Raw genomic sequence first — 25,873 nt, 5'->3', positions numbered from 1 at the left:
TATCTAAACTGTTAATAGTTTGTTAAATTTAATAATGTTTTGATAATAGGAGAGTTTATGAACAATAAAACCATTCGAGGTTACATTATTTTAGCCTTTAGTACCCTACTGTTTTTTTTCTTATTAACGATTCTGCCTTTTTCGGCACAAGAAAATAAAGGGCTTGCCCTGTTAGTTTTTGTGGCCATTTTATGGTTAACCGAAGCGTTTCACATCACTATCACCTCGTTACTTGTTCCCCTCTTTGCCATTTTCTTAGGGGTGCTACCCACGGAAGCCGCCTTCACCCCTTTTGCAAAGCCAATCATTTTTATGTTCTTTGGGGGATTCGTGATTGCCGCCGTATTGCGGATTCAAAAAATCGATCTTTGGATTGCAGGGCATATTATTCGCTTGGCTAAAGGCAGTTTAAAGCTGACCATTGTTTATCTCTTTACGGTGACGGCGTTCCTGTCGATGTTTATTAATAACACCGCCGTGGCGGCAATGATGTTACCCCTGACCCTTGGGATTTTGAGCAAAATTAACATGGAGGAAAATCGTCGTCTTTATGTGTTTGTGCTATTAGGCATTGCGTTTAGTGCCAACATTGGGGGAATTGGCACACTGGTGGGCAGTACACCTAATGCATTAATTGCATTACTAACCAACATCAGCTTTAGTGAATGGTTACCTTATGGAATGCCGATTATGATGTTGATTATGCCTGCGATGATTCTTTCCTTGTTGGTGGTGTTAAAGCCGAATTTTAATGTGCCTTTTAAAGTGGATATTGAAGACATCTCACTGACGGGCATTCGCTTATTCACCTTAATCATTTTCGTGATCACCGCCCTGTTACTCATTGCCAGTAAATTTATTGAACCTTATATTCGTGAATTTTTAAGTTTGCCTGCCCAAATCAAAAACTTTGATACGGTCATTGCCATGAGTGCGGTGGTCATTCTCGCCATGAGTGGGGCGGCGACGTGGAAACAAATCCAAGAAAAAACAGAATGGGGCGTGTTAATGCTCTTTGGTGGTGGCTTAGTGCTAAGTATTGTGCTGCAAAATACGGGTGCCAGTAAAATTTTGGCTGATACCATCGTCAATTTCGTGGGCAATCAGCATTGGTTATTGATGACATTGGTTCTAAGTGCGTTTATCGTTTTTTTAACGGAATTCACTTCCAACACCGCCAGTGCTGCCTTATTGATGCCGATCTTTATCTCCGTGGCAAACTCGCTCAATTTACCTGAGCTTTCCTTAGCCGCCATCATTTCAACGGGTGCCTCTTGTGCCTTTATGTTACCTATTGCGACACCGCCAAATGCGATTGTTTTCTCCACAGGCTTTATTCGTCAATCTGAAATGGCAAAAGTGGGGCTCTTGCTAAACATTATTTGTGTTGCCATTATTGGTTGCTTCTCTTATTTCTTCTGGATGAGATGGTAAAACAGCCCGATTGGCTCCGTAAGCCGTATTCCATTTAAGGAAAACAACAAGGGCAGCGATTACGCTGCCCTATTAGCTTTTCAACCAAAGTACCGTCAATATTTTTCTTTTTTCGACCGCACTTTTTTCAATAACGGTCTCAATTATTTCACTTGCATGCCTGCTTTCACGCCAGCATCGGCATTCAGTAAGAACAGATCCGCACCGCCCGTGCCCGCACTTAAAATCATGCCTTCTGAAACACCGAAACGCATTTTACGTGGAGCGAGATTGGCTACCATAATCACAAAACGCCCTTCTAATTCCGTAGGATGGTTGTAGGCTTCTTTAATACCTGAGAACACTTGGCGAGTATGGTCGCCCAAATCCAATTCAAAACGCAATAATTTATTGGATTCTGGCACGGCTTCGCATTTCAGCACTTTTGCCACACGTAAATCTAATTTGGCAAAGTCATCAATGGTGATGGTGTCGGCAATAGGTTCAACCGTTGTGCTATCTGGTGATGTACTTTTAGCATTTTGTTGGGCTGTATTTTTTTGTGCCGCATTCTTTTGTTCTAGGGCTTGCTGTTGGGCAAATTGTTCTTTGGTTTCATTCACAATCGCCTCAATTTGTTTTGGATCTAAACGTTGTGCCAGTGCTTTAAATGGCAAAATCGGATGATTCACTAATGGACGTTGCAAACTTTCCCAAGTAAATTCATCTTGTAAGAAGGCTTCTGCACGTTCGATAATTTGTGGAATCACAGGTTTTAAATAAATAGCAAGCACACGGAATAATTGTAATGCCATGGAGCAAACAGCATGTAATTCAGCTTCACGACCTTCTTCTTTCGCGATTACCCAAGGGGCTTTGTCATCAATGTATTTATTGGCTTTATCCGCTAATTGCATCACCTCTCGCACCACTTTACCAAACTCACGTTCTTCATAATAAGTGGCAATCTGTTCCGCTTTCGCCACAAACTCTGCCAATAATTCAGGCTCAGCGACGTCGCTAGATAACTTGCCCTCAAAACGTTTGGTAATAAAACCTGCACTGCGTGAAGCGAGGTTGACGAATTTGTTCACCACGTCCGCATTTAAACGTTGCACAAAATCCTCAAGATTTAAGTCTAAATCTTCAATACGATTGTTTAATTTTGCCGCATAGTAATAACGTAAATATTCTGGGGCAAGATGACGTAAATAAGTAGAGGCTTGAATGAAGGTACCACGAGATTTCGACATTTTCACGCCATTTACGGTCACATAACCGTGGGCAAATACATTGGTCGGCTTACGCAATTCACAGCCTTCCAACATTGCAGGCCAAAACAAGCTGTGGAAATACACAATATCTTTACCAATGAAATGATAAAGCTCAGCAGTGCTGTCTTTTTTCCAGAAATCATCAAAATTCACGCCGTTTCTGTCACAAAGATTTTTGAAGGATGCCATATAACCAATCGGTGCATCCAGCCAAACATAGAAATATTTGTCTTCTGTATCGGGAATTTTAAAGCCGAAATAAGGGGCATCACGAGAAATATCCCATTGTTGCAACCCTGCCTCAAACCACTCTTGCATTTTGTTGGCAATTTCAGGTTGAAGTGAACCAGATTTCGTCCAGGCTTTCAGCATGTTTTCAAAGGCAGGTAAATCAAAGAAAAAGTGTTCCGATTCTTTCAAAATAGGGGTGGCTCCCGACACCACAGAACGAGGATGAATCAGCTCTGTTGGGCTATAAGTGGAGGCACACACTTCGCAGTTATCGCCATATTGATCTTCGGCTTTACATTTCGGACAAGTGCCTTTAACGAAACGATCAGGCAAAAACATCCCTTTTTCAGGATCAAATAATTGTGAAATGGTACGGCTTTTAATAAAGCCATTGGCACGCAATTTTTTATATAATTCAGCGGTGTAATATTCATTTTCAGGGCTATGGGTGGAGTGATAATTATCATAACTAATGTTGAAGCCAGCAAAATCCGCCACGTGATCCGCTTTAGAGCGAGCGATCAATTCTTCAGGCGAGATTCCCAATTTATCTGCATTCAACATAATCGGCGTGCCGTGTGCATCATCCGCACAAATAAAATACACCTGATGACCACGCATACGTTGAAAACGCACCCAAATATCCGCTTGAATATGCTCCAATAAATGCCCTAAATGAATTGCACCATTTGCATAAGGTAGGGCACAAGTCACTAAAATATTACGTGCTGAACTCGCCATTGATTAATTCCTATATTTCACAAAAAAATTGGTGCTTATGTTACCTTATTCACCGTATTTTTTCTACTTTAACCGCACTTTTCCACTTTTCTACTTAACAGTTTTGGAGGTTCGTGGTTAAATATAGTTGAGTGATTCACTAGGGCTTTCATGAAATGCCCTAATAACCGCCGTAACACGGCATAAAACAGGATAAAATAGATGGGAATTTTATTTTCTGAAAACCTAACGGAATCGCAAAAAAATGCGATTCAAACGACCTTACAACAATTTCAACACCCAAGTTTACAAAAAGATTTAATCGCCCTTAATGCCGTCAAAAAAATTGAAAAAGGCGGGGAAACATTACGCATTGAACTTAGCATGCCTTTTGCATGGAAAAGTGGATTTGAACAATTAAAACAGGATGTACACACTGCCTTATTAAAGGAAAGTGAATGTCACAACATCAAATGGCAATGCCATTATCAAATTGCGACCTTAAAGCGTGCCAATAATCACCCAGCGGTTAAAGGGGTAAAAAACATTATTGCGGTCACATCAGGAAAAGGTGGCGTGGGGAAATCCACCGTTTCCGTGAATTTAGCCCTTGCCTTACAAAAACAAGGGGCACGAGTGGGGATTTTAGATGCGGATATTTACGGTCCATCCATTCCCCATATGCTAGGCGTGGCTAATCAGCGTCCTACTTCACCAGATAATCAACACATCACCCCGATTCAAGCCCATGGTTTATTTGCCAATTCCATTGGTTTTCTCATGGAGCCTGACAGTGCAACCATTTGGCGTGGCCCAATGGCGAGCAGTGCGTTAAGTCAACTTTTGCAAGAAACCCTGTGGCCTGATCTAGATTACTTAGTGATCGATATGCCACCAGGTACGGGGGATATCCAATTGACCCTTTCTCAACAAATTCCTGTCACGGGTGCCATTGTTGTCACAACCCCACAAGATATTGCCCTACTGGATGCGATCAAAGGTATTGCCATGTTTGAACGGGTTTCTGTGCCTGTTCTTGGCATTATCGAAAATATGTCGATGCATATTTGTCGCCACTGTGGCGAGCATGAGGCCATTTTTGGCACTGGGGGTGCTGAACGCATTGCCGAAAAATACAACGTGAAAGTGTTGGGGAAACAGCCTTTGCATATTCGTTTACGTGAGGATTTAGATCAAGGCACGCCGACCGTTGTTGCTGCTCCAGACAGCGAAATTGCCCAATCTTTCTTGGAATTAGCCCAAAACGTGGCAAGCGAGCTTTATTGGCAAGGTTCAGTTATTCCAAGCGAAATTATGTTTAGAGAAGTTAAATAAACGTTCAAAAAATCTACCGCACTTTTTGAGGCTTATTTATTCTCATGCTGAAGTGGTGTTAAAGTGCGGTGCTTTTTCAACACCTTTCAAGGCATTTCCCTTTTCTCTAAAAACAAAAAAGCCAGCATTACGCTGGCTTTTCATTTACTTCATCATTAGATTTTTTGCATTGCTGCAACTTCTGCTGCGAAGTCAGCTTCAACTTTTTCGATACCTTCACCCACTTCGAAACGTACGAAGTTAGTTACCTCAGCACCGCTTTCTTTTAAGAATTCACCTACAGATTTTGAAGGTTCCATTACGAATGGTTGACCCGTTAATGACACTTCGCCAGTGAATTTCTTCATACGGCCTTCAACCATTTTCTCTGCGATTTCACGTGGTTTGCCAGATTGCATTGCGATGTCAACTTGGATTTGACGCTCGTGCTCAACAACATCAGCAGGCACATCAGATGGGTTAACATATTCTGGACGGCTTGCCGCAACGTGCATTGCCACTTTCTTAAGTAATTCTTCGTCTGCGTTTTTACCCGCCACTAATACACCGATTTTCGCACCGTGTAAGTATGAACCTACAACATCGCCATCTAAGAATTGAACACGACGAATGTTCATATTTTCACCGATCTTAGCCACTAATGCTGCACGTTTTTCTTCAAATTGTGCTTGAAGTGCTTCGATTGCCACACCTTTGTTTGCTAATGCATAGTCAGCTACTTCATTTGCTAAACCTAAGAAACCAGCATCTTTTGCTACGAAGTCAGTTTCACAGTTCATTTCAACTAATACACCGAAACCAGCGCCAACGCGAGCAAGGATTACACCTTCTGCAGCAACACGACCCGCTTTTTTAGCCGCTTTTGCTTGACCTGATTTACGCATATTGTCGATTGCTAATTCAATATCACCATTCGCTTCCACTAACGCTTTTTTACATTCCATCATACCTGCGCCAGTACGCTCACGAAGTTCTTTTACTAATGATGCTGTGATTTCAGCCATTTTTTAATCCTCTGTCCGCTTGATTTGTGCAATTTTTTAACCGCACTTTCGTATAAAAAAGCAGGGAACTTACCTAAGCCCCCTGCTAACCAATTAATCGTTGTGATTAATAATAAGGGCTTTCGCCTTATCTACCTGAATTACTCAGCTTCTGCTACAAAGTTTTCTTCAGATACAGCGTCTTGGTTACGGCCTTCTTTAACTGCCGCTGCTGCTGCTGAAAGATATAATTGGATTGCACGTGCTGCGTCATCGTTACCTGGGATAACGAAATCAACACCATCTGGATCTGAGTTAGTATCAACGATAGCAAATACAGGAATACCTAGGTTGTTTGCTTCTTTAACAGCGATGTGCTCGTGGTCTGCACCGATTACGAATAACGCATCTGGTAAACCACCCATTTCTTTGATACCACCAAGACTTAATTCAAGTTTCTCCATCTCACGAGTACGCATTAATGCTTCTTTCTTCGTTAATTTGTCGAAAGTACCATCTTGAGATTGAGTTTCTAAATCTTTTAAACGTCTAATTGATTGACGAACTGTTTTCCAGTTAGTCAACATACCACCTAACCAACGGTGATTGACATAATATTGTTGACAGTCTAATGCTGCTGCTTTCACTGCTTCAGTGGCTGCACGTTTTGTCCCAACGAATAAAATTTTACCGTTGTTACCCGCAATACGTGTTAATTCAACTAACGCATCATTGAACATAGGAACTGTTTTTTCTAAGTTAATGATGTGAACACCGTTGCGTGGTCCGAAAATGAATGGTTTCATTTTTGGGTTCCAGTAACGAGTTTGGTGACCGAAGTGAACGCCAGCTTGTAGCATATCGCGCATTGAAACTTGTGCCATAATAATATTTCCTTTTAATTGGGGTTTAGCCTCCACATACCCAGTAAATCGACCGTTTGGCACCCCGATTTACCTTCACGATATGTGTGTGATGTCTAAGTTAATAATAAATGTGTGTGTTATTTTCAAAAGTCAAAATAACGGGGTGCTTTATACCATAAAGAGCGGTCAAATTCTAGCAATTTTTTCCAACCATTTACGATTTGTGCTATAATTTTCACCACATTATCGTTCTTTCAGCATAAGGAGGAGTGTAATGAAAAAAGGACTGTTTTTGATCCTGATTTTGGCGATAGGCTTTGGCGTTTATTGGCAGCACTATCATCAACCAGAGCAAGATGCTCATATTGTTCAGTCTAACGGTCGCTTGGAGTTTGCTCGCTTAGATGTCGCCAGTTTATATGCAGGACGCGTGGAGCAGATCTTTGTGCAAGAAGGGCAATATGTAGCACAAGACACATTACTTGCCACCCTTTCTGCCGACAGTATTCAAGCACAAGTCGATACAGCAAAAGCCAAAGTCGAACAAGCACAACAAGCAGTTAAACGCACTCAAGCCCAATTCAACGCCCAACAGCAACAACTCAACACCGCTCAACTTGATGTTGATAATGCTCAACAACTTTTCAAAGATAAACTGATTTCCTCTAGCGAATTAACTAAACGCATTGCCCTGCGTGATGCGGCTTTTGCTAGTTTGAATGCGTTGCAATCGGGGATTGAAGAAGCCGAAAGCGTGGTAAAACAAGCCACAGCACAACTCCTGCAAGCCCAAAGCGTATTAAATGATCTGCATATCAAAGCACCCAAAGCTGGTCGCATTGAATATCGTCTCGTTGAACTGGGGGCAGTCATTGCACCTGGGCATAAAATTGCAAGCATTATTGATTTAACCGATGCGAGTATGAACTTGTTTTTCCCAGCACCTATCGTCAATCAAATCCCCTTAAACAGTGAAGCGCGCATCCTGTTTGACGGATTAGATGCCGTCTTCCCAGCCCAAGTCACTTATATTGCTTCAGAAGCCCAATTCACCCCAAAATTTGTGGAAACGCAAAGTGAACGAGAAAAATTGATGTTCAAAGTGAAGTTGCAAATTCCACAAGATATCGCAACAAAATATGCAGATTATTTAAAAGCTGGAATGACGGGCAATGGTTTTGTTCGCTTACATAATGCAGATGATTGGTCTGCGGATCTTCAGGTAAAATTACCGAAAGAATAGAGGTGTGCAATGGATGCTATTCGATTGCGAGAAGTATCACATTCTTACCAAAAAACGACCGCACTTGATCGAGTATCTTTAACCTTACCCGCTGGCTGCACGGTAGGATTGATTGGTCCTGATGGTGTAGGAAAATCCACTTTATTATCCTTAATTGCGGGGGTAAAAATCTTGCAGCAAGGGGAAGTGGAGGTTTTTGGGTTACATCAAGGTATTAAATCTGAACGTGAAAGCTTGTTACCTCGCATCGCCTTTATGCCGCAAGGTCTAGGCAAAAATCTGTATCCAACCTTATCCGTCTATGAAAATATCGAATTTCACGCACGCCTATTCGGTTTAAATCGATCGCAACGCCAACAACGCATTCAACGTCTTCTGTCTGCGACGGGGCTATCCCCTTTTGCTAGACGTGCCGCTGGCAATTTATCGGGCGGTATGAAACAAAAACTGAGTTTGTGCTGTGCTTTGGTTCATAATCCTGATTTATTAATTTTAGACGAACCTACAACGGGCGTTGATCCTCTTTCTCGCCGTCAGTTTTGGGTGTTAGTCAATGAGCTACGCAATGAAAACCCTGCGATGACCATCATGGTCGCAACAGCCTATATTGAGGAATCGGAGCAGTTTGAATATTTAATTGCAATGGACGATGGCAAAATTCTTATTTGTGCACCAACCCAACAAGTTTTACAACAAACACAAAGCGATAACTTAGAGCAGGCCTACATCAAACTGTTACCCGAAACCAAACAAACCCACTGGCTGTCAGATATTCCGCCTTTTATTGCTGATCCAAATCTGCCTTTTGCCATTGAAGCGAACGATTTAACGAAACAATTTGGTACGTTTACGGCAGTGGATCACGTGAGTTTCCAAATTGCTCAAGGGGAAATTTTTGGTTTTCTCGGTTCAAATGGCTGTGGCAAAACCACCACAATGAAAATGCTAACGGGCTTGCTTGATGCAACCGAAGGTACTGCAACATTGCTGGGGGAATCAGTCGATTCCAGCGATATTGAAACTCGCAAGCAAGTGGGCTATATGTCACAATCGTTTTCGTTATACGAAGAATTAACCATTCGACAAAATTTAGAACTACGTGCCAAACTGTATGGTTTACCGCTTAAAAAACGTTCGCTTGCGGTGGAACACGCCCTCGAACAATTTCAATTAAGCCAAGTTGCCAACCATTATCCGAAACAACTTTCGCTAGGTGTTAAACAGCGTTTACAGTTAGCGGCAGCCTGTTTACACCACCCGAAAGTGCTGATTTTAGACGAACCAACATCAGGCGTTGACCCTGCGGCTCGTGATATGTTTTGGCAATATTTAATTCAATTATCCCGTGAAGACAAAATCACGATTTTTGTTTCCACCCATTTTATGAACGAGGCTCAACGTTGCGATCGCATATCCTTAATGCATCGTGGGCAAGTGCTTGCCGTGGGCACGCCAGAAGCCTTACAACAGCAACGACAAGCGGCTAGCTTAGAAGAAGCCTTTATTGCTTTTCTCGCCGAACAATCGGATCAACTCACCGAATCCAATGCTCACATTGAAGAAAAAACCGAAAATTCGACCGCACTTATTGAGGCACCACCCGCCAACAATACGCTTTGTGCGTGGTTAAATGGCATTTGGACGTTTGCCTTGCGTGAAAGCAAAGAGATTCTGCGAGATCGTATTCGTTTACTCTTTGCGATTTTTGGTCCGATTTTGTTACTGTTTACAGGAAGCTGGGGGCTATCCTTTGATACTAACGCACTGAGTTTTACGGTTTTAGACCAAGATCAAAGCAATGAAAGCCGAATGCTAGTTGAGCAATTTAGTGGTTCTGCTTATTTTAAAGAACTGCCTTACCTACAAGTGCGGTCAAATTTAAACGAATTTCTAAAAACAGGGAAAGCACGTTTAGTCATCGAAATTCCACCGAATTTTGGCAAACATTTATTACAAAACAGAAAACCTGAAGTCGCCTTTTATATTGATGGTTCAATGCCCTTTACTGGGGAAAATATCGTTGCCAACGTCAAACAAATTCTGGTGCAATATCACAAACAACTTTATGCCGAACAAGGGATTACACTTCCCGTTCCAGCGACGCTTGAAGTGCGTTTTCTGTATAACCAAACATTCCGTAGTGTAAACGCTATTTCACCAGGGCTGATAATGGTGACCTTAATGCTTATTCCTGCAATGATGACCGCACTTGCCGTTGTGCGAGAAAAAGAAATTGGTTCAATTACCAATTTATCCAGTTCACCTGCCAGTGTTTTGCAATATGTATTGGGCAAACAAATGCCTTATGTGATGTTGGCGATGGTCAATTACCTGATGCTCGTGTTGCTGACGATTTATGTGATTGATGTACCAATGAAAGGGTCTTTTTGGGCAATGACAGTAGGGGCTTTGTGCCTCATCTTAGCGGCAACTGCATTTGGTTTATTAATATCTGCTTTCGTGCATTCGCAAGTTGCCGCAATTTTTGCAACGGCAATTATCAGTATCATTCCGACGATTAACTTTTCTGGCTTGCTCTACCCTCGTTCAACCTTAACGGGGCTTGGTTATTGGATGGGGCTGAGCTTCCCAACCAGTTGGTATCACTTAATTAGCTTGGGTGCATTCACCAAAGGACTGGGGTTTACTCAATTCTTTTCGCTGTATGGCATTTTGTTGCTGTTTTTCGCCAGTTATTTGTTTATCACTTGTTTACTTTTGAAAAAGCAGGAGAAATAAGATGAAACAATGGTTAAAAAATGTTTATTTCTTATGCGGTAAAGAAATCAAAAGCTTTTTCAGCGACTTCACTTTATTTGTGTTGGTTGTCATCATTTTTACGGTGACCATTTACTCTGTGGCAAAAGGGATCACAACCGAAGTGAAAAATGCCACCGTGGCGGTGTTAAATCAGGATCAAAGTAGCTTATCTTATCGCATACAAGATGCGATGCTCGCACCACAATTTAGCCGTGTTGTGCAAATTCAAGCAGATCAAATTGATGAGGCAATGGATAACGGCGACTATATTTTTGTCTTAACAATTCCTTCGCATTTTAGCCAAGATTTACTTGCCAACCGTCAGCCAGAATTACAATTATTAGTGGATGCGACGGCGATGTCTCAAGCAGCGATCGGAGCTGGCTACATTCAACAAATCATCCAACAACAAATTACGGAATACTTGTCTAAGCAAAAAGTCGATTTCACGCTGATCACGCCCAAAATCAACGTGTTGTTTAATAGTAATTTAAGTACTGAATGGCATATGCCGATCACGCAAATTACAGGTAATGCGACATTGCTCACGCTGATTTTGGTTGGGGCAGCCGTCATTCGCGAACGAGAACACGGCACAATAGAACAATTATTAGTCATGCCAGTCAGTGCAAGTGAAATTGTGATTGCCAAAGTGCTAGCTAATGGGTTGATTATTTTAGTCGCTGCCTTTTTATCCCTTTATTTTGTGGTACACAAATTTATTGGCGTGCCCTTAAATGGTTCAATTGGCTTATTTCTACTAAGCAAAGGGATTTATATATCATCAATGGCGGGGCTTGGGATTTATCTCGCCACAATTGCACCGACAATGCCTCAATTCAGTTTGTTAAGTATCCCTGTTTATATCGTGCTTTATTTGTTATCGGGCAGTTTATCTCCCGCCGAAAATATGCCGTTATGGGTGCAAAACGTTATGCAATTTTCACCGCTCACGCAATTTATTTCTATCGGACAAGATATTTTATTTCGTGGTGCCAGTTTTTCTGTGATTTGGTATCGCTTGTTGATCATCACAGGAATGGGGGCTTTTTTCATTGTTGTGGCAATTTTGCGTTTTAAAACGATGTTGGCTAAACATAACTAACCTCAGGCAACTCAAGGAGCAGAATATGCAAAAATCAATTTTAGCCTTAATTTTGACCGCACTTTTATGTGGTTGCCAAAATACAACGGTGCCAGTGAAATCACAGGTTGAGCTACCTACGCAATATGAACAAGCACAATATGCACAAGGCAAAACGGCTATTCAACAATGGTGGAATTCTTGGCAAGATCCACAATTGAGCCATTTAATTCAGCAAGGATTGGAACACAACAAAGACATTGCAATCGCAAAAAGTAAACTTGAAGAAGCCAAAGCCATCACAAAAATGGCAAGAGGCATTCTCTTTCCAACCATAGGTGCATCAGGTAATGCAAGCAAGGCTCATATAGATGTTGAACAATTTGATATAAGTAGCCAAATTTTAAATGGTGGGATCAGCATTGCGTGGGAACCCGATATTTTTGGGCAAAAACAAAGTGATCTTTATGCAGCCAATGCCGCCGTGATTGCACAACAAGCCCAAATTTATGGTAGCCAAATGCTCGTTGCCAATGAAATCGCCCATTATTATTTGAAAGCCTTACATAACCATAAACAAGCGGTTTTGTTACAGCAAACAGACAATGCGTTACAACAATTAGAACGTTATCTACAAGGGCGTTTTCAAGCTGGGCAAGTGACTGCTTACGAGCTCAATGAAATGAAAAGCCAACGACAAGGGCTAAAAGCCAAACAAGCCACTTTACAGGCACAATTTGATGCCTATCAACGAGCTATTGCTGTATTAACAGGGCAAACACCACAAACTTTCAAGCTAGATTTAGCCCAACTGAAAAAATATGATGTGCTGACAAAATTACCTGAAGCACCGAAAGGCACACAACCAAGTGAGCTATTGCAACAACGCCCTGATTTGCAAGCAAGAAGTGCCAATATTCAAATCCACGCAGCGAAATTAGCAAGTGCTAAGGCAGATTTATTACCACGCTTTAAATTGCAATTTTTCTGGCAAACAGGGCAAATTGAATTAGACAGCCCAATTCCGACCTTAAGCACTTGGCAGAATTTGTTTAATGCCAGCGTACAGTTACCAATTTTCACCGCAGGCAGAATTCAGGCAAATATTGAAAAAGCTGACGAACAGTTGAAGCAAGCCTTGTTGCAATATGACCAGACCTTGCTTAACGCCTTGACCGAAGTAGAAAACCGCTATCAACTGCAATTTGCTTTACATAAACAAGCCAAATTATTACAACAAACACTCAACATACAACAAAAGCAAACACGTGATACACAAAAACTGTTTCAATATGGTAATCAAACCTTTGATCGCACGATTCAAGCTCGTTTGAGTGAACTGACTTTGAAAGAGAAACTGCTAGAAACCCAGCTTGCACAAGGCGTCAATTTAATAAATTTATATAAAGCCATTGGGCTGGGTTGGCAGAAAGACGATCCAAATAATTAAGTGAAAAACTTTTTATTTTTGCACCGCACTTTTTGCCCTTCAACATTGTCAAAACTTGAAAAACAAAAAGCCTAGTGAATTCACTAGGCTTTGTATCTTGTTAATGATTATTCATCAGCATGTTGGAAGAATTTCTCATTCACTTCAATTTTCGCTTTGGCTCGTAACGCTTGAATCAAATTATTTTGTAATTCAATTTCACGGGTTTGTGCCACTTGTGCATTGAATGCTTTTTTCTGTTCTTCCGTTAAGGAACCTTGTTCAACTTGATTTAATTGAATCAATACAATTTCACCATTGCCTGTTTTCGCTGCTTGATAACTCGCTTTACCTGCTTTAAATGGCATCGCAAAAACACTGTTCGCAAGTACAGGATCTTTATTCTGAGCAAACACCCAACTTTCTTCTTGACCAAATTGAACACCATTAATTTTCGCATTTGGATCTTGGTTTAAGGTATTTGCCGCTTCAGAAACGGCGGCTAACACTGTATTTTCTGCTTTTTGACGTTTCAAATAATTTTCAATATCTGCTTTAGCTTCCTCTAAACTACGTACCCCTGCTGGCGTATTTTTTAAGACACGCACCACGATAGAATGCTGCTCACCCACAGTCATCGGCTCAGAGTTTACGCCACCTTGTGAAATATCAGAATGGAAAATAGCTGACACCACATTAGGGTAATTTAAACTCGCTGGCATATCATTGGCTGAGAAAAAGTCAGTTTCTTGAATGGTGAGACCTGCCACCGCTGCCGCTTTTTCTAAACTTTCTGGATTTTCAAAGGCTTTTTCCGCAATTTGTTTTTCAAGTGAAAAGTATTGATTATTCACTAAATTTTGACGGATTTGATCAGCAATTTGTGTTTTTACAGTGGATAATGGTAACGCTTCGGGTGATTTACGATCCGTGACCAAAATAATGTGATAATGGCTATCCACTTTTACAGGTTGGCTAAATTGCCCCACTTCTAAGGCATTTGCGGCATCTTCAAACGCTTTTGGTAATCCACCAGCAGATAACCAACTTAAATCTCCACCATTGGCGGCTGAAATTTTATCCAGTGAACGGGCACTGGCTAAGCCTGCAAAATTTGCCCCATCTTTTAATGCGGCATACACCTCTTGTGCTTCTTGTTCAGTGGCTAATTCAATGTGTGAAACACGTTGTTGTGCTTGAGAAACATACAAGGCTTTATTGTCTTGATAGTATTGTGCAATTTCCACATCGGATACTTGAATATTTTTTTCAACATCCGCTCGGGTCAATTCAATAAATTGTACTTTGGCTAATTCTGGCACAGCAAAGGCGGATTTATTTCCATCATAATAAGCCTTCACTTCTTCTTCACTTACCGTTTGTTTTGCAATCTCTTTGTCTAAATCAAATTTCGCTAAACGTAATTTACGTGTTTGGAAGAATAACTCTGTTAATTGATCTTCCTGTGCTGGCACGCTAAACGCACTTTGAGCCAAACCAGATTGCAATTGTGCTAAACGTAAGGCTTCATGCACATAAGCCGCATACATATCCGCTGTCATACCATTCAGTTGTAAGCGTCTTTGGTATAAATTGTTATCAAATTTCCCTTCTGTTTGGAATAATTGGCTGGTTACAATTTCTTGTTTAATACGCTCATCACTCACGTCTAGTTTGAGTTCATTGACATATTGACGTAGTAATTCTTGATTCACTAAGCTGGTGAGAACACTTTGTCTTAAGTTAGCAACGAAATCTGCCGAACTGGCGACTGCCGCAAATTGGGCACCTAATTGTTGGTTTAAACGCTCAAATTCAGACTCATAACGTTGATGAAAGGTGCGTTGTGAGATCTCTTCGCCATTCACTTTCGCCACAGAATTATCAATGCTAGTAAAGACATAGCCCGTAACCCCACTTAACACGAAAGCCACAGCAATTAAACCGAACACCAGTTTTGAAATCCAACTATTTGTTATGCCGTGAAGTTTTTCAATTAACATTCTTGTTATCCTATAAATATTTTCGTTGACACAAAATGCTCACGATTATAATAGAAACTCGCCCACTTCGCACTAGCAAAGATCAGGTTGTTCAAAATAACCCGTTTTTGTGTCGTTTTCCTTAACTTATTTTGCCAATAGGTTTTGCAATGCTTGGTAAAGTCGCTGTGCTTTGGCTGTAGGGAGCTGTCTGCCTTCTTCATCGGTAAAAACCACCGCACTTTGCTGACCTAACGCACTTAACTGCATAAAATACGTGCCTTTTTCCAACAAGTTATCGGAATTATCTCCGCCACCAAATGGCCACCACATTGAGCTACCTGATGGACGGTAGGCTAATTTTCGCGTGCCTCGTCCAATCATTTCATCTTTAATCTCAAAATCTAAACGAGGTAACACTTGACCCAATTTTGTCCATGCATGATTAAAGGTCGCATTTAATGCCAATGCCTCTCTGCCATTAATATCTTTACTTAATGCGGATTGAATTGGGTTAAAGCCCGCATTGTTCAAATCTTGCATTTGTTTATGATAGACACGATTTAACTCGCCAACTAATTGATTCAAACGATCAGAAGTGTAACGCTGTTTATCTTTCTGAACGGGGGTAAAAATGACATTATCTCGTTTGGCTTGTAAGACAGACACAAATAACGCACTGTACCCTTTCGCACCGACTTGTTCTATCTCATAACGTAATTGTACATCACCAATTTCATCTGTTCGCCCTGATGGACTCCAATCTGTTGTAAGTTTATTGCCTGCTAATTGCGTTTTGATGCCTTGCTCATTAAATAAGCGTGCCACTTGCTCAAGGCTGTAAATCGCTTGTTTTTCTGCAGGATAAGCAATAACTGCACGCTCCCCATCAAATTGGGCAACAGAATTATGAATAATAGCCCTTGGTATTTCAGGGGGACGAATATCAACATTTTCTGCTTTTTGCACTTTCACTTGAGGAAGCTGATAAGTGCTGTCGACTTTCGGTAAATTAACGCCACCGCTTGCCAGTGGTGAAAACGCTGGTAATGCCTCATCAGATTTTTGATAAGTATCGTTTGCACGCTGCTTACTTTCATTACTGGTAGAACATGCCGCAAGTGTACCTAACAACGCAAAAGGTAATAGCCAGTTTTTCATACATTTTTCCTCAAATTATTCTGTGTTAAACGTTACCGCACTTTGACAGCAACATGGAATAAAAGTTTAGGGTCTGTCAACACAGACCCTAATCTTCTTTTTTATTCATCTTATAGCAAGCCGACAGATTTTAGTGCATCCTCCACTTTGGACTGTGCACCTTCACTTAATATGGTGAGTGGTAAACGTAAGGTTGGTGCTTCAATTAAACCTAAACGGTAAGCTGCCCATTTCACGGGAATCGGATTCGATTCCACAAATAGATTTTGATGTAATGCCATTAAACGTGCATTAATTTTTTCGGCTTCATCAAATTGCCCAGCTAACGCCAATTGACACATTTTTGCCATATCGGCTGCTGCCACATTATTGGTAACAGAAATGACACCTTGTCCACCCAGTTTCATGGATTCTAACCCTGTCGCATCATCACCACTTAAGAAAATAAATCCATCTCCCGCTAATTGCTTAATTCGGGTCACTCGGCTCACATCCCCTGTGGCTTCTTTAATACCCACAATATTTTTAATTTGTGCTAAACGCCCCACGGTTTCAGGTAATAAATCACTGCCTGTTCGGCTTGGCACATTATATAAAAGCTGTGGTAAATCCGTGCATTCTGCAATGGCTTTAAAATGCTGATACATTCCTTCTTGGGTCGGTTTATTGTAGTAAGGCACCACAGACAGGCAACCCGATACGCCACTGTCATTTAATAATTTTGTCATAACGATGGCTTCACTGGTCGCATTCGCACCCGTGCCGGCAATCACAGGAATACGCCCATCTGCAAATTCCAAGGTCTTCAGGATAGTTTTAACATTTTCATCGATACTTAAGGTGGCAGACTCGCCTGTTGTGCCAACCGAAACAATGGCATCTGTGCCTGCTGCAATGTGATATTCCACCAACTTTTTCAATGTGACAAAATCGATTTCGCCTGATTCGTCCATTGGGGTAACAAGAGCAACGATACTGCCTGAGAATAAATAATTATGCGATGACATAAATCCTCCTGAGGATACTTATAGTTTTTAAATAGCTGTCATTTTTAGAATGAATCCACTATATTGATTGTTGAGTTTGCTTGTAAATTTCGATTTAAGATCGCTAAAATGATTTGAATTTGCAAGTAATTTTTTAAATTTTTTGTATAAAGTAATTTCGAGCAAGGTGATTTTTATGAAAATCTTACAAATCGGCGATCCTGCCCCACAATTTACCCTATTTAATCAAGCAAGAGAATCCATTTCTTTAAGTCAATTTGCAGGGCAAAAAGTTCTTGTTTATTTTTACCCGAAAGCCCTCACACCAGGCTGTAATACACAAGCCTGTGGATTGCGTGATAGCAAAGCCGAGTTAGAAAAACTGGGTGTCGTCATTTTAGGCATTAGCCCAGATAGCCCCGAAAAATTGGCTAAATTTACTGAAAAAAAAGCACTGAATTTTCATTTGCTTGCCGATGAAGATCATCAAGTGGCGGATCAATTTGGCGTGTGGGGGGAAAAGAAATTTTTAGGTAAAACCTACGAGGGGATTCATCGCATCAGTTTTTTAATTAATGAACAAGGCAACATTGAACAGGTGTTTAAGCAATTTAAAACAGCCAATCATCATCAAGTAGTGCTAGATTATTTGACGGAGCAATCAAGTCATAGCAAATAATCTAAACGGGGGTGGTCCATTATTTTCCCCCGTTTTCCTCTTTTGCATTTAGCCTACAACAGAATACACTTTAAATTTATTGCTCTTAGCCAGTACTTGATGATGTCCAAAATGCTTATCCAGTAAATCGGGATAAGGTAAAAAGGCATTCGCCACAATTCGCAATTCACCACCTTGTGCTAAATGCCATTTTGCTTGGCAGATCAATTCGCTCACCGCACGATAGGCGGTGTCAATGCCATCATGGAAAGGCGGATTAGAAATAATCAAATCAAATTTTCCCTCAATGTGTGAAAACACATCGCTTGCCACCACCCTTGCTTCCAATTGATTTTCCGCTAAAGTGCGAGTTGCTGAAGCTATCGCCATGGCATGAATATCGCTCATTAACACGTCGGCTTTCGGATATTGTTGCTTAATGTAGCTGCCAATCACCCCAGCCCCACAACCGAGATCCAACACCTTACCCCGTAGAGGTTGATTGAGGGTTGAAAGCAATAAATCTGTGCCCACATCTAATTCATTCGCACTAAATACACCAGGCAAACTATATACCGTCAATCCCTTCAATTTCGGATGCTGATAGGTTTTCCAATAGTCTTCTAACGCAAAGTGCGGTGGATTTTTTAAACAAAAATGATATAACCCACAACGGCGTGCAGAATCTATTTTGGCAATCTCACCATAAGGGGATAACATTTTTTCGACTGAACGCACACCACAGCGATTTTCCCCAATAATCAACATTTCTTGCCCTGCGTTTGCTTGAGCCAGTAATTGCATCAATTGAAATTGCACTTCTTGTTTGTTTTTCGTCCAGTAAAAAACCAATAAATCCGCCTGTTCTGAACAGGTGGCAGAAAAATCCACCTCTGCGTGCTGCCGTGCATAATCAAAATACCCACTCCACACTTTCACTTGCTGAGAGCCGATTTGTTTAGGGAAATCATCATGAATGCCCCCTGCAAAAAGAAGGGATTTATGTTGAAAGAAATGGGGATGGCGTTGCAAGACTTGGCTTTCAAGAGAAATCACGCTGTTAATCCTATAGGTTATTGGTTAAAATTAGCGGCATTATAAAAGAAAACCCTCCCGCAATGAAGAAATAGAATGAATAGACGAGATCTTCTCCTCCAAAAAATGGGCATTACCCAATGGCAGCTCAAACACCCTGAACGATTAAAAGGCATGGTGAATATTGCTGTGGATCCTGAGATTCGTTTAATCATCATCAGCGATGATCCTATTCAAGCTCACGCCCCGTTGTTGAAAGATATTTTATGCAGTTTGCAGCTTACTCTCACACAATATCTCCATGTTTCTTTTCAGCAAGCACAATACTTAAAACTCAGCCACCCACTCAACTATTGGCTATTAAGTCAAAATACGGAAAAAATTGACCGCACTTTAGCCCTTTGCCAACAGGCTAATGCCATTTGGCAATCTCCCGAGTGGACAGCATTTCAACAAAGTCACCAAGCTAAACGTCAATTATGGCAACAAATTCAAACGAGTCCCGCATGTTAAGCATTTTACCGATTAAAGAGGTGGATTTTGATCGACTATTTGAGATCGAACAAGCCGCCCACATTACCCCATGGACAATAGGCACGCTGAAAAACACTCATGGCGATCGCTATGTCAATCTCAAAGTCATGCAAGAGGAACAGCTTGTTGCCTTCGCCATTTGTCAAACTGTTTTAGACGAAGCCACCTTATTTAATCTTGCCGTTGATCCTGCCTATCAAGGGAAAGGGATAGGCAAAACGCTGTTAGTGCATTTAGTGGAAACATTGAAAGAAAAAGGCATTTTAACCTTATGGTTGGAAGTGAGAGAATCCAATTTCGTTGCCAAAACCTTATATGAACAAGTCGGATTTAATGAGGTTGATATCCGTAAAAATTACTATCCTACGCCAGATGGCAAACGAGAAAATGCCATTGTGATGGCGTTGTATTTGTAGCATAAAAAATCCGCCTCAAGGTGAAAATTAAGGCGGATTTTTCTTGTTTTTGCGTTATTCAAGGTGGGCAAACATCAACGCAAACCACTCTTGAGTACGCTGATTAATTTGCTCGATCATGGTTTGATCAAACCGTTGTTGAGCAAAAATTCGTTGCCAATAAATATCGCCTGCTCGCATGAAATCCCCCTCTGCAATGTGCTGTAATTTTTGCAAAACTTTTTCAAAATCCACCGCACTTTGATCTTCAATGGCATTCAAATAGGCTTTAATCCCTGTTGTCGGCACTAATTGTATCTGTTGATAGCCTTGCAAATAGCTTTCTAGATAAACGGTTAGTTGTGCCAATGCTTGTGCTTGCACAGTGCCATTGTCGTTTGCTTCAAGTGGCGTAAAACGATAGGCTTTTTCTTTATCATAATAAATCGGTGCTTCCACATTCCCTTCAGGACAGCTTGCACATTGGGCTAAGTAATCCATCCACACCTCAATTAAATGAACATCTCGCACCGTTCCCACTCGCCAACTAATACGGCGACCTTGGTATAACCGATCAATATTGCCCACTAAACGCACCTCACCTAAACGGGTCTGAATCAGCAAATCCACGGATTGCATGCTGTAATCTTGTTGCAAATAAGGGGCAATGTTTTGCTTTAATGTTTCAATGGCTTGCTGTTGCTTTTCGGCATAAATCTTGCCAAATTCACCGCGTGGCAAAATCCCTTTAATTTTTAATTGCTCAAATAACTGCTGACTCGCCTGCTCATCACAATACAATAAGGCATCATTAATGGCATATTGTGTTAAGGCATCTAAAGTAAAATTTTCCGTATCAGGAATACTTTCTTGCCATGCACTGAAATACACACCTAAACGACGTCGAAAGAAAAACGCCACAGGATTTTGCACAAAACTGATCAATTCAGATAAGGTAATTTCACGATCATCGGGCAAAATCGCTTGTTCAATGGGCTGAATAAAATTTTCATAGTGATCCGCTTTTTCTTGGCATGCTAAAGGCAACCATTGGTTGGCAAAAGTGCGATAGGTTTTCGAAAAGTTTTCAGGGCTAAATGCCGTCATCGGGTGCTGTTCAACCAGTTCATTTCGCCAATCTTTTCCTGCATCTTCTGGCAGTTTGTCCACCAAATAATCCAATAACTGACTGACTAAAACAGAAGGCTCTTTGGCTTGATTATCAATGATCGAACGCCCAACAAAACTCACATAAAAATAGTCTTGTGCTGACAATAAAGCTTCTAAAAATAAATAACAATCATCATCACGACGGAAACGATCCCCTTTGCGACGATCATACTGCATCAAATCAAAACTGTTTGGGGTTTGTTGGCGAGGATAATCCGCATCATTCATGCCTAATAAACACACCACTTTAAAGGGAATGGAACGCATAGGTAACAGGGTGCAGAAATTCACTTTGCCCGCCAAAAACTTCATGGTGTTGGGGTCATCTTCTAAAACACTTCCTAACACTTCGGCAATGACATCAATTTGAATCGGTTGTTCAAAGTGAGTTTGCTGAATCTCTGCCAGACATTGCTCGATCACTTCTTGCATATAAAGCAATGTGGCACGGTTATTTTCCTCCACAGCAAAGAAATTCGTTAAGAGATTTTTCAGCAAATGTTGCCAATCTTCAACTTGGTGAGGGGTTTCTGTTTGCTTCTGCCAATCAAATAAACAGGCAATAAATGCCGCCAGTTTGCCAGCCAACTGCCCACCTAGCCCATAACTATTATCAAAGCCAAGGCTGTCTTGCCAAATGCCATTTTCTTCTCGCATCGCATAGCCTAGCAACATCCGTTCTAATCCCGCCTGCCATGCGTTGTAGTTCGTTTGCTGGCTTTCATCCTGTTTTGCCAAACCAAAACGAATCCCTGATTGCGACACCCAATAATGAATCTGCTCTAAATCCGCTAATTCAATCTGAAATTGATGACGAATGGCAGGAATATCCAATAACGCCAACACCTCTTCTGCACTAAACTGAAGTTTGTGTAAATGCAATAAACGAAGAAAACTGGCAATCAGCACATCACTTTCTGATAATTTGTTATCGGAAATGGAAAAGGGAATCAGTGCTTGGTTTGATGTATTTTTTTGCCCAAATACCGCTTGAATATAAGGGGTGTAGCGATCGATATCCGCCACCATGACCACAATCTCTTTTGGTGTCAAATCAGGTTCGGCTTGAAATAAATGTAATAAATAATCATGCAACACCTCCACCTCTCGCATTGGGCTGTGGCAAGAATGGAAAGTGAGTGTGCGGTCATTTTTAGCCATTTTGAGACCCGTTTTGCCGTCCAAATTTAAAATGCGTGCCTGCACTTGCGAAAGTAAATGACGTTCTTCAAGATCCGTATAGGCATCAATGCTGCGTACATTCTCTTGTTGCTCTAACTCGGTCAGCAGATATAAAAAATCACGCCCCAATTTCCCCCAACTCGACAACAAGGAATGCCCTTCAAATAAGGTTTCTTCTGTTGCGGTGAATGCCAAACTCGTATCCGTTTGAGGCGTATAACCCAAGGTTTTTTCAGGATGGTGATAAGAAACACGTTGAATCTGAGCCAAACGCTGATGAAAACGCAGATCCACCACATCGCCCCAATATTCTCGACAGCCATTAGTAAAAAACAAATGCACATCACAATGTTTTGCCAAGGCGGTAAAGGTTTCTAAATAGCTTGTCGGTAAAGCAGAAATACCAAAAATAAACAGGCGTTCGGGTAACTTTTTAGGTTGATTGTCTTGTAAAAATGTTAAAAATTGATGATGAAGAGAAGCACGGTGAATAGCATGAGGCTGTTGTGTTTCTTGTGTAATTTCAGCCACTAATGCACGCCATAACATCGCTTGCCATGCCATATCTTGCTGTAACTGTTGAAAAAGCAGATCATTATGTTTATTTATACGACGCATCACCTGCTGAGCCACTTTTTCATCTTCGCCAGCTTCCCATGCTTGAATCCACTCTGGACGGTAAACTAAATATTGGTCGAATAAATCGGCGATTTTATGGGAAAGTTGATACAACTTATACTGCTCCGATTGTGCCGATTGGCTTAAATAATGGCGTAAAGCACGAAAAGCAGGTTGAGATAAATAATTTGGAATTAAACGCATCAAACGCCAAGTCATTGCCGTCTTATTAAACTGACTTTGTGCATCCACATCAGGGAGGTTATCTAAATATTGCTGCCAAATAAAACTGGCAGGCATAGGAAATTTAATATTACTGGCAACCCCGTTTTTCTGTGCAATCTGCCATTTTAACCATTGTGCCATGCCTGGACTTTGGACTAAAACCACTTCAGACTGAAAAGGATCGGCTAAGCGATTGCTCATGAGTGTTAATAAGATCTCTTTTTGTACATCAAGGTCGTTCGAATAATAAATGTTAAACACGCTATGCCCCATTAAATTGCCACATTGAGCCGATATTGTTTCCCAGATTTTATCCTATCGCAAGTTTTTTACAGCCTTATTTCACCCAATGGATAACGCACCACAATTTGCTTTTCACGGCATTCAATCGCAAAACTGATCTGATTTTGTATCACATGAGGTTCACAAGCTAACCCTAAAAACTGACGCTGAGATTGATTTTCTGCAATTTGAAGTGCCTGAATATATTGATAAAGTTGGAAAGCATTTTTTCGTTGATGCCCTGCCCATTGGCTGATACTCAGAAAAATCCCACTAAACAAAGTTAATGCCACCAAAAAAGCCGTTAGGCTCATGCCTTTTTGCCATGGATTATTGAGGAATGAAATCATGCCAACTTTGCTCCGCTTGTTGCCAACGACTGAGTGTTGTCAACCAATAATCCACCGTCGCTTTACGATAACTCACGATTACGCCCTCCTTTTGTTCTATGTTTCCTGCTGCAATAATCGCACCTGTAATTTTTCCTTTCCCCTCCAATACCAATTCCCCTTCGGCAATAATCACGGCATTGAGGTTGCCTGTGAGTTCTAACCGATGTTGTGGGGCTGAAAACCAATAAAAACGTTCAGTTTTATCGCCTTGATAAGCCGTAGCTAGTGTGGAAAATAAGGGGGAAAACTGGGCAAGCTTTGTAAGATCAATATACTCTGTTAGCCCCTTTGGATTCAGCCCTCGCTTAGGGGCTTTGTGAAAGAGAGAAACACGATGACACCAAAGATAATGGCGTAATTCACCTGAAGGATCAGATAAAGCAAATGTCAGACGATGAACATTGCCCTTTAACGTCAAGGGTAAATGCTCACAAGCAGACTGACCTTGCATGTTGACCTTTTGCTGTAACAGCCTCGTTTGTTGAACAAACTGCTTTTGATAACCTGCTTGCCGAGTATAAAGATGCAATAATTCATCATCAAATAAAAGAAACCCCATTAACAAGGTCGCTAAAATCATACACAATGTTAAGCTCATCATGCCTCGCTGTACCGGGCCTCTTCTGGCAATGTGAATCAGATTTTTCATTTTCACCCCTGATTTAATAAGGGAATGAGGGATCGCGTTTCATATTCAAGATCAGGAAATAATTTAGAAACCCCTTTTAAATACACGTCAATCCCTTGTTGTTCTGCCACCCAATCAAACCTTAATGCGGTAATTTGGTATTGTTGAGCATCCAATAAATCGACCCAGCCTCCATACTGACAAGCTTGTTGTGATAAATAACCTTGGCATTCCGACAATTTACAACGAGAATTCACCGCACTTTTATACGTTAAACGGCTTTCAAGCATGCCGTTATTTAAACGATAACCAAATAACTCTCGTTCAATATGTTGTGTTTGATTGTACCCCTGACGCTGGCAATGCTTCCCTTTAAGACTTTCGCCAATGCAACCACTGGTATCCAAATCATAGAAAAACAACACACAATCAAAGGGCAGTGAGGAGGAAGAAGCAAAAAGTTGAATGGCTTTCCCGTCTGTGGTTTCAAATAAAGAAAAATTATCTTGCAAAACTTTATCCGATTGAGCTCGAAAACCAGCCCGTTTAATGTCTTTTGTCATTAATTGCACAGCCTGTTGCAATTCAGATTGTAGCTGTAACAAGGCAAAAGCTTTTTTGTTTTGCCATTGAATCTGCACATAAAAACGTATCATCACCACCAATAAGGCACTGGATAAAAACAAAGAAAGCAGCAAAGCCAATAACATTTGCCCACGATATGGCACGCTCGGTTTTTTATTCATTTTCGCAAGCACTCCAAGATTGATTTCGTTTAACTTTCATGCTTCCCACATTGAATAGGGTAAAAACGACTTTTTCTTGTTCACTGAATAAACTAAAGCACGCTGTCGATAAGGTGTCTCTTACGCCACTAAAACGTGTGATTTCAAAAGGCAAGTAACGCTTACTGCTTAGCTTGACATGCTGTGGAAAATGAGGGTAATAAAATTGTGCTGCGAGCGATGTTGGGCAATGTTCTGGAGCAAAGCAATCACAAAGTTGAGCACTTTTTATTTGAGCCGTTAAACACCAGCGATCTTGCAAAGGATGACGATTGGCTATCAAAAACCAAATATGGGGAGAATTTTTTGCACGGGCTTGCAACTTACGTAAAAATACCATCAGTTTTTGCTGTTCTTTCATCAGCATTTGCTCACGCCCTTGTGTTTGCCAAACAGGGGACACAGCCAGAAGAAGACTACTGATTAACCCCAATACGATCATCAGTTCCAATAACGTAAATCCTTTTTTCACACAGATTCCTTTTTTAAAGGGACTTTACGT

General features: G+C 41.0%; 21 protein-coding genes. 9 read left to right on the top strand and 12 right to left on the bottom strand.

Features of this window, described 5'->3' with window-relative positions:
• The first annotated feature begins 57 nt into the window (after positions 1-57).
• On the top strand, positions 58-1,434 hold the full coding sequence (locus ACPEEM_RS00590; protein WP_424402432.1) for an SLC13 family permease: 1,377 nt from the start codon (positions 58-60) through the stop codon (positions 1,432-1,434).
• Between the two features lie 143 nt (positions 1,435-1,577).
• On the opposite strand, the gene metG is transcribed toward ACPEEM_RS00590, so the two are convergent.
• Positions 1,578-3,659, bottom strand: coding sequence for a methionine--tRNA ligase (gene metG / locus ACPEEM_RS00585; RefSeq protein ID WP_424402431.1), 2,082 nt, complete (start codon positions 3,657-3,659; stop codon positions 1,578-1,580).
• A 201-nt stretch (positions 3,660-3,860) separates the two neighbouring features.
• On the opposite strand from metG, the gene apbC reads away from it, so the two are divergent.
• Positions 3,861-4,973, top strand: coding sequence for an iron-sulfur cluster carrier protein ApbC (gene apbC, locus ACPEEM_RS00580; protein WP_424402430.1), 1,113 nt, complete (start codon positions 3,861-3,863; stop codon positions 4,971-4,973).
• Between the two features lie 155 nt (positions 4,974-5,128).
• On the opposite strand, the gene tsf is transcribed toward apbC, so the two are convergent.
• Together tsf and rpsB are read right to left on the bottom strand one after the other, a co-directional pair.
• Positions 5,129-5,977: a translation elongation factor Ts gene (gene tsf / locus ACPEEM_RS00575; RefSeq protein WP_424402429.1), complete on the bottom strand. Its 849-nt coding sequence runs from the start codon at positions 5,975-5,977 to the stop codon at positions 5,129-5,131.
• A 140-nt stretch (positions 5,978-6,117) separates the two neighbouring features.
• Positions 6,118-6,840, bottom strand: a complete 723-nt coding sequence (gene rpsB / locus ACPEEM_RS00570; RefSeq protein WP_424404158.1) for a 30S ribosomal protein S2 — start codon at positions 6,838-6,840, stop codon at positions 6,118-6,120.
• 256 nt (positions 6,841-7,096) lie between these two features.
• Between rpsB and ACPEEM_RS00565 the strand changes: the two genes are divergently transcribed.
• The 4 genes from ACPEEM_RS00565 to ACPEEM_RS00550 are packed head-to-tail and all read left to right on the top strand — an operon-like array spanning position 7,097 to position 13,359.
• A complete protein-coding gene (locus tag ACPEEM_RS00565; protein WP_424407307.1) occupies positions 7,097-8,065 on the top strand; it encodes an HlyD family secretion protein in 969 nt (322 codons plus the stop codon).
• A gap of 9 nt (positions 8,066-8,074) precedes the next feature.
• Entirely contained in the window at positions 8,075-10,804 is a 2,730-nt protein-coding gene (rbbA, locus tag ACPEEM_RS00560) for a ribosome-associated ATPase/putative transporter RbbA (RefSeq protein ID WP_424407305.1), read from the top strand.
• Position 10,805: 1 nt separating this feature from the next.
• A complete protein-coding gene (locus ACPEEM_RS00555) occupies positions 10,806-11,930 on the top strand; it encodes an ABC transporter permease (RefSeq protein WP_424402426.1) in 1,125 nt (374 codons plus the stop codon).
• A 25-nt stretch (positions 11,931-11,955) separates the two neighbouring features.
• Positions 11,956-13,359, top strand: coding sequence for an efflux transporter outer membrane subunit (locus ACPEEM_RS00550; protein ID WP_424402425.1), 1,404 nt, complete (start codon positions 11,956-11,958; stop codon positions 13,357-13,359).
• Positions 13,360-13,466: 107 nt separating this feature from the next.
• Here the strand turns inward: ACPEEM_RS00550 and ppiD are convergent, their stop codons facing one another.
• The 3 genes from ppiD to dapA all read right to left on the bottom strand — a co-directional run bounded on the left by ppiD (position 13,467) and on the right by dapA (position 17,488).
• Complete coding sequence (gene ppiD / locus ACPEEM_RS00545; protein ID WP_424402424.1) at positions 13,467-15,341, bottom strand: peptidylprolyl isomerase; 1,875 nt, start codon at positions 15,339-15,341, stop codon at positions 13,467-13,469.
• 126 nt (positions 15,342-15,467) lie between these two features.
• Positions 15,468-16,481, bottom strand: a complete 1,014-nt coding sequence (gene bamC, locus ACPEEM_RS00540; protein WP_424405391.1) for an outer membrane protein assembly factor BamC — start codon at positions 16,479-16,481, stop codon at positions 15,468-15,470.
• Positions 16,482-16,591: 110 nt separating this feature from the next.
• On the bottom strand, positions 16,592-17,488 hold the full coding sequence (gene dapA / locus ACPEEM_RS00535) for a 4-hydroxy-tetrahydrodipicolinate synthase (RefSeq protein WP_424402422.1): 897 nt from the start codon (positions 17,486-17,488) through the stop codon (positions 16,592-16,594).
• A 175-nt stretch (positions 17,489-17,663) separates the two neighbouring features.
• Here dapA and bcp point away from each other — a divergent pair, with 175 nt between their 5' ends.
• Positions 17,664-18,146, top strand: coding sequence for a thioredoxin-dependent thiol peroxidase (bcp, locus tag ACPEEM_RS00530; protein WP_424402421.1), 483 nt, complete (start codon positions 17,664-17,666; stop codon positions 18,144-18,146).
• A 48-nt stretch (positions 18,147-18,194) separates the two neighbouring features.
• Here the strand turns inward: bcp and rsmC are convergent, their stop codons facing one another.
• A complete protein-coding gene (rsmC, locus tag ACPEEM_RS00525) occupies positions 18,195-19,181 on the bottom strand; it encodes a 16S rRNA (guanine(1207)-N(2))-methyltransferase RsmC (protein WP_424402420.1) in 987 nt (328 codons plus the stop codon).
• Positions 19,182-19,256: 75 nt separating this feature from the next.
• Here rsmC and ACPEEM_RS00520 point away from each other — a divergent pair, with 75 nt between their 5' ends.
• Both ACPEEM_RS00520 and rimI read left to right on the top strand, forming a co-directional pair.
• On the top strand, positions 19,257-19,673 hold the full coding sequence (locus ACPEEM_RS00520) for a DNA polymerase III subunit psi (protein ID WP_424407303.1): 417 nt from the start codon (positions 19,257-19,259) through the stop codon (positions 19,671-19,673).
• Positions 19,667-20,110, top strand: coding sequence for a ribosomal protein S18-alanine N-acetyltransferase (gene rimI, locus ACPEEM_RS00515; RefSeq protein WP_424407301.1), 444 nt, complete (start codon positions 19,667-19,669; stop codon positions 20,108-20,110). The genes ACPEEM_RS00520 and rimI overlap by 7 nt, the downstream gene beginning before the upstream one ends.
• Positions 20,111-20,164: 54 nt before the next feature.
• Here rimI and recC read toward each other — a convergent pair whose 3' ends face one another.
• From recC to ACPEEM_RS00490, 5 genes are all read right to left on the bottom strand, one after another.
• Positions 20,165-23,545, bottom strand: a complete 3,381-nt coding sequence (gene recC, locus ACPEEM_RS00510; RefSeq protein ID WP_424407299.1) for an exodeoxyribonuclease V subunit gamma — start codon at positions 23,543-23,545, stop codon at positions 20,165-20,167.
• 68 nt (positions 23,546-23,613) lie between these two features.
• Positions 23,614-23,916: a DUF5374 domain-containing protein gene (locus tag ACPEEM_RS00505; RefSeq protein WP_424402416.1), complete on the bottom strand. Its 303-nt coding sequence runs from the start codon at positions 23,914-23,916 to the stop codon at positions 23,614-23,616.
• Complete coding sequence (locus ACPEEM_RS00500; protein WP_424407297.1) at positions 23,897-24,607, bottom strand: DUF2572 family protein; 711 nt, start codon at positions 24,605-24,607, stop codon at positions 23,897-23,899. Before ACPEEM_RS00500 ends, ACPEEM_RS00505 begins: the two co-directional genes overlap by 20 nt.
• A gap of 2 nt (positions 24,608-24,609) precedes the next feature.
• Positions 24,610-25,332 carry a hypothetical protein gene (locus ACPEEM_RS00495; RefSeq protein WP_424407295.1) on the bottom strand — a complete coding sequence of 241 codons (723 nt, stop codon included), beginning with the start codon at positions 25,330-25,332 and terminating at the stop codon, positions 24,610-24,612.
• A complete protein-coding gene (locus tag ACPEEM_RS00490; protein WP_424407293.1) occupies positions 25,325-25,843 on the bottom strand; it encodes a prepilin-type N-terminal cleavage/methylation domain-containing protein in 519 nt (172 codons plus the stop codon). Before ACPEEM_RS00490 ends, ACPEEM_RS00495 begins: the two co-directional genes overlap by 8 nt.
• Positions 25,844-25,873 lie beyond the last annotated feature (30 nt).

The organism is Pasteurella pantherarum (assembly GCF_049670885.1).
Lineage (GTDB): Bacteria > Pseudomonadota > Gammaproteobacteria > Enterobacterales > Pasteurellaceae > Pasteurella.
Note: the sequence above shows the minus strand (reverse complement) of the source record. Positions and strands in the feature narration are given on the sequence as shown.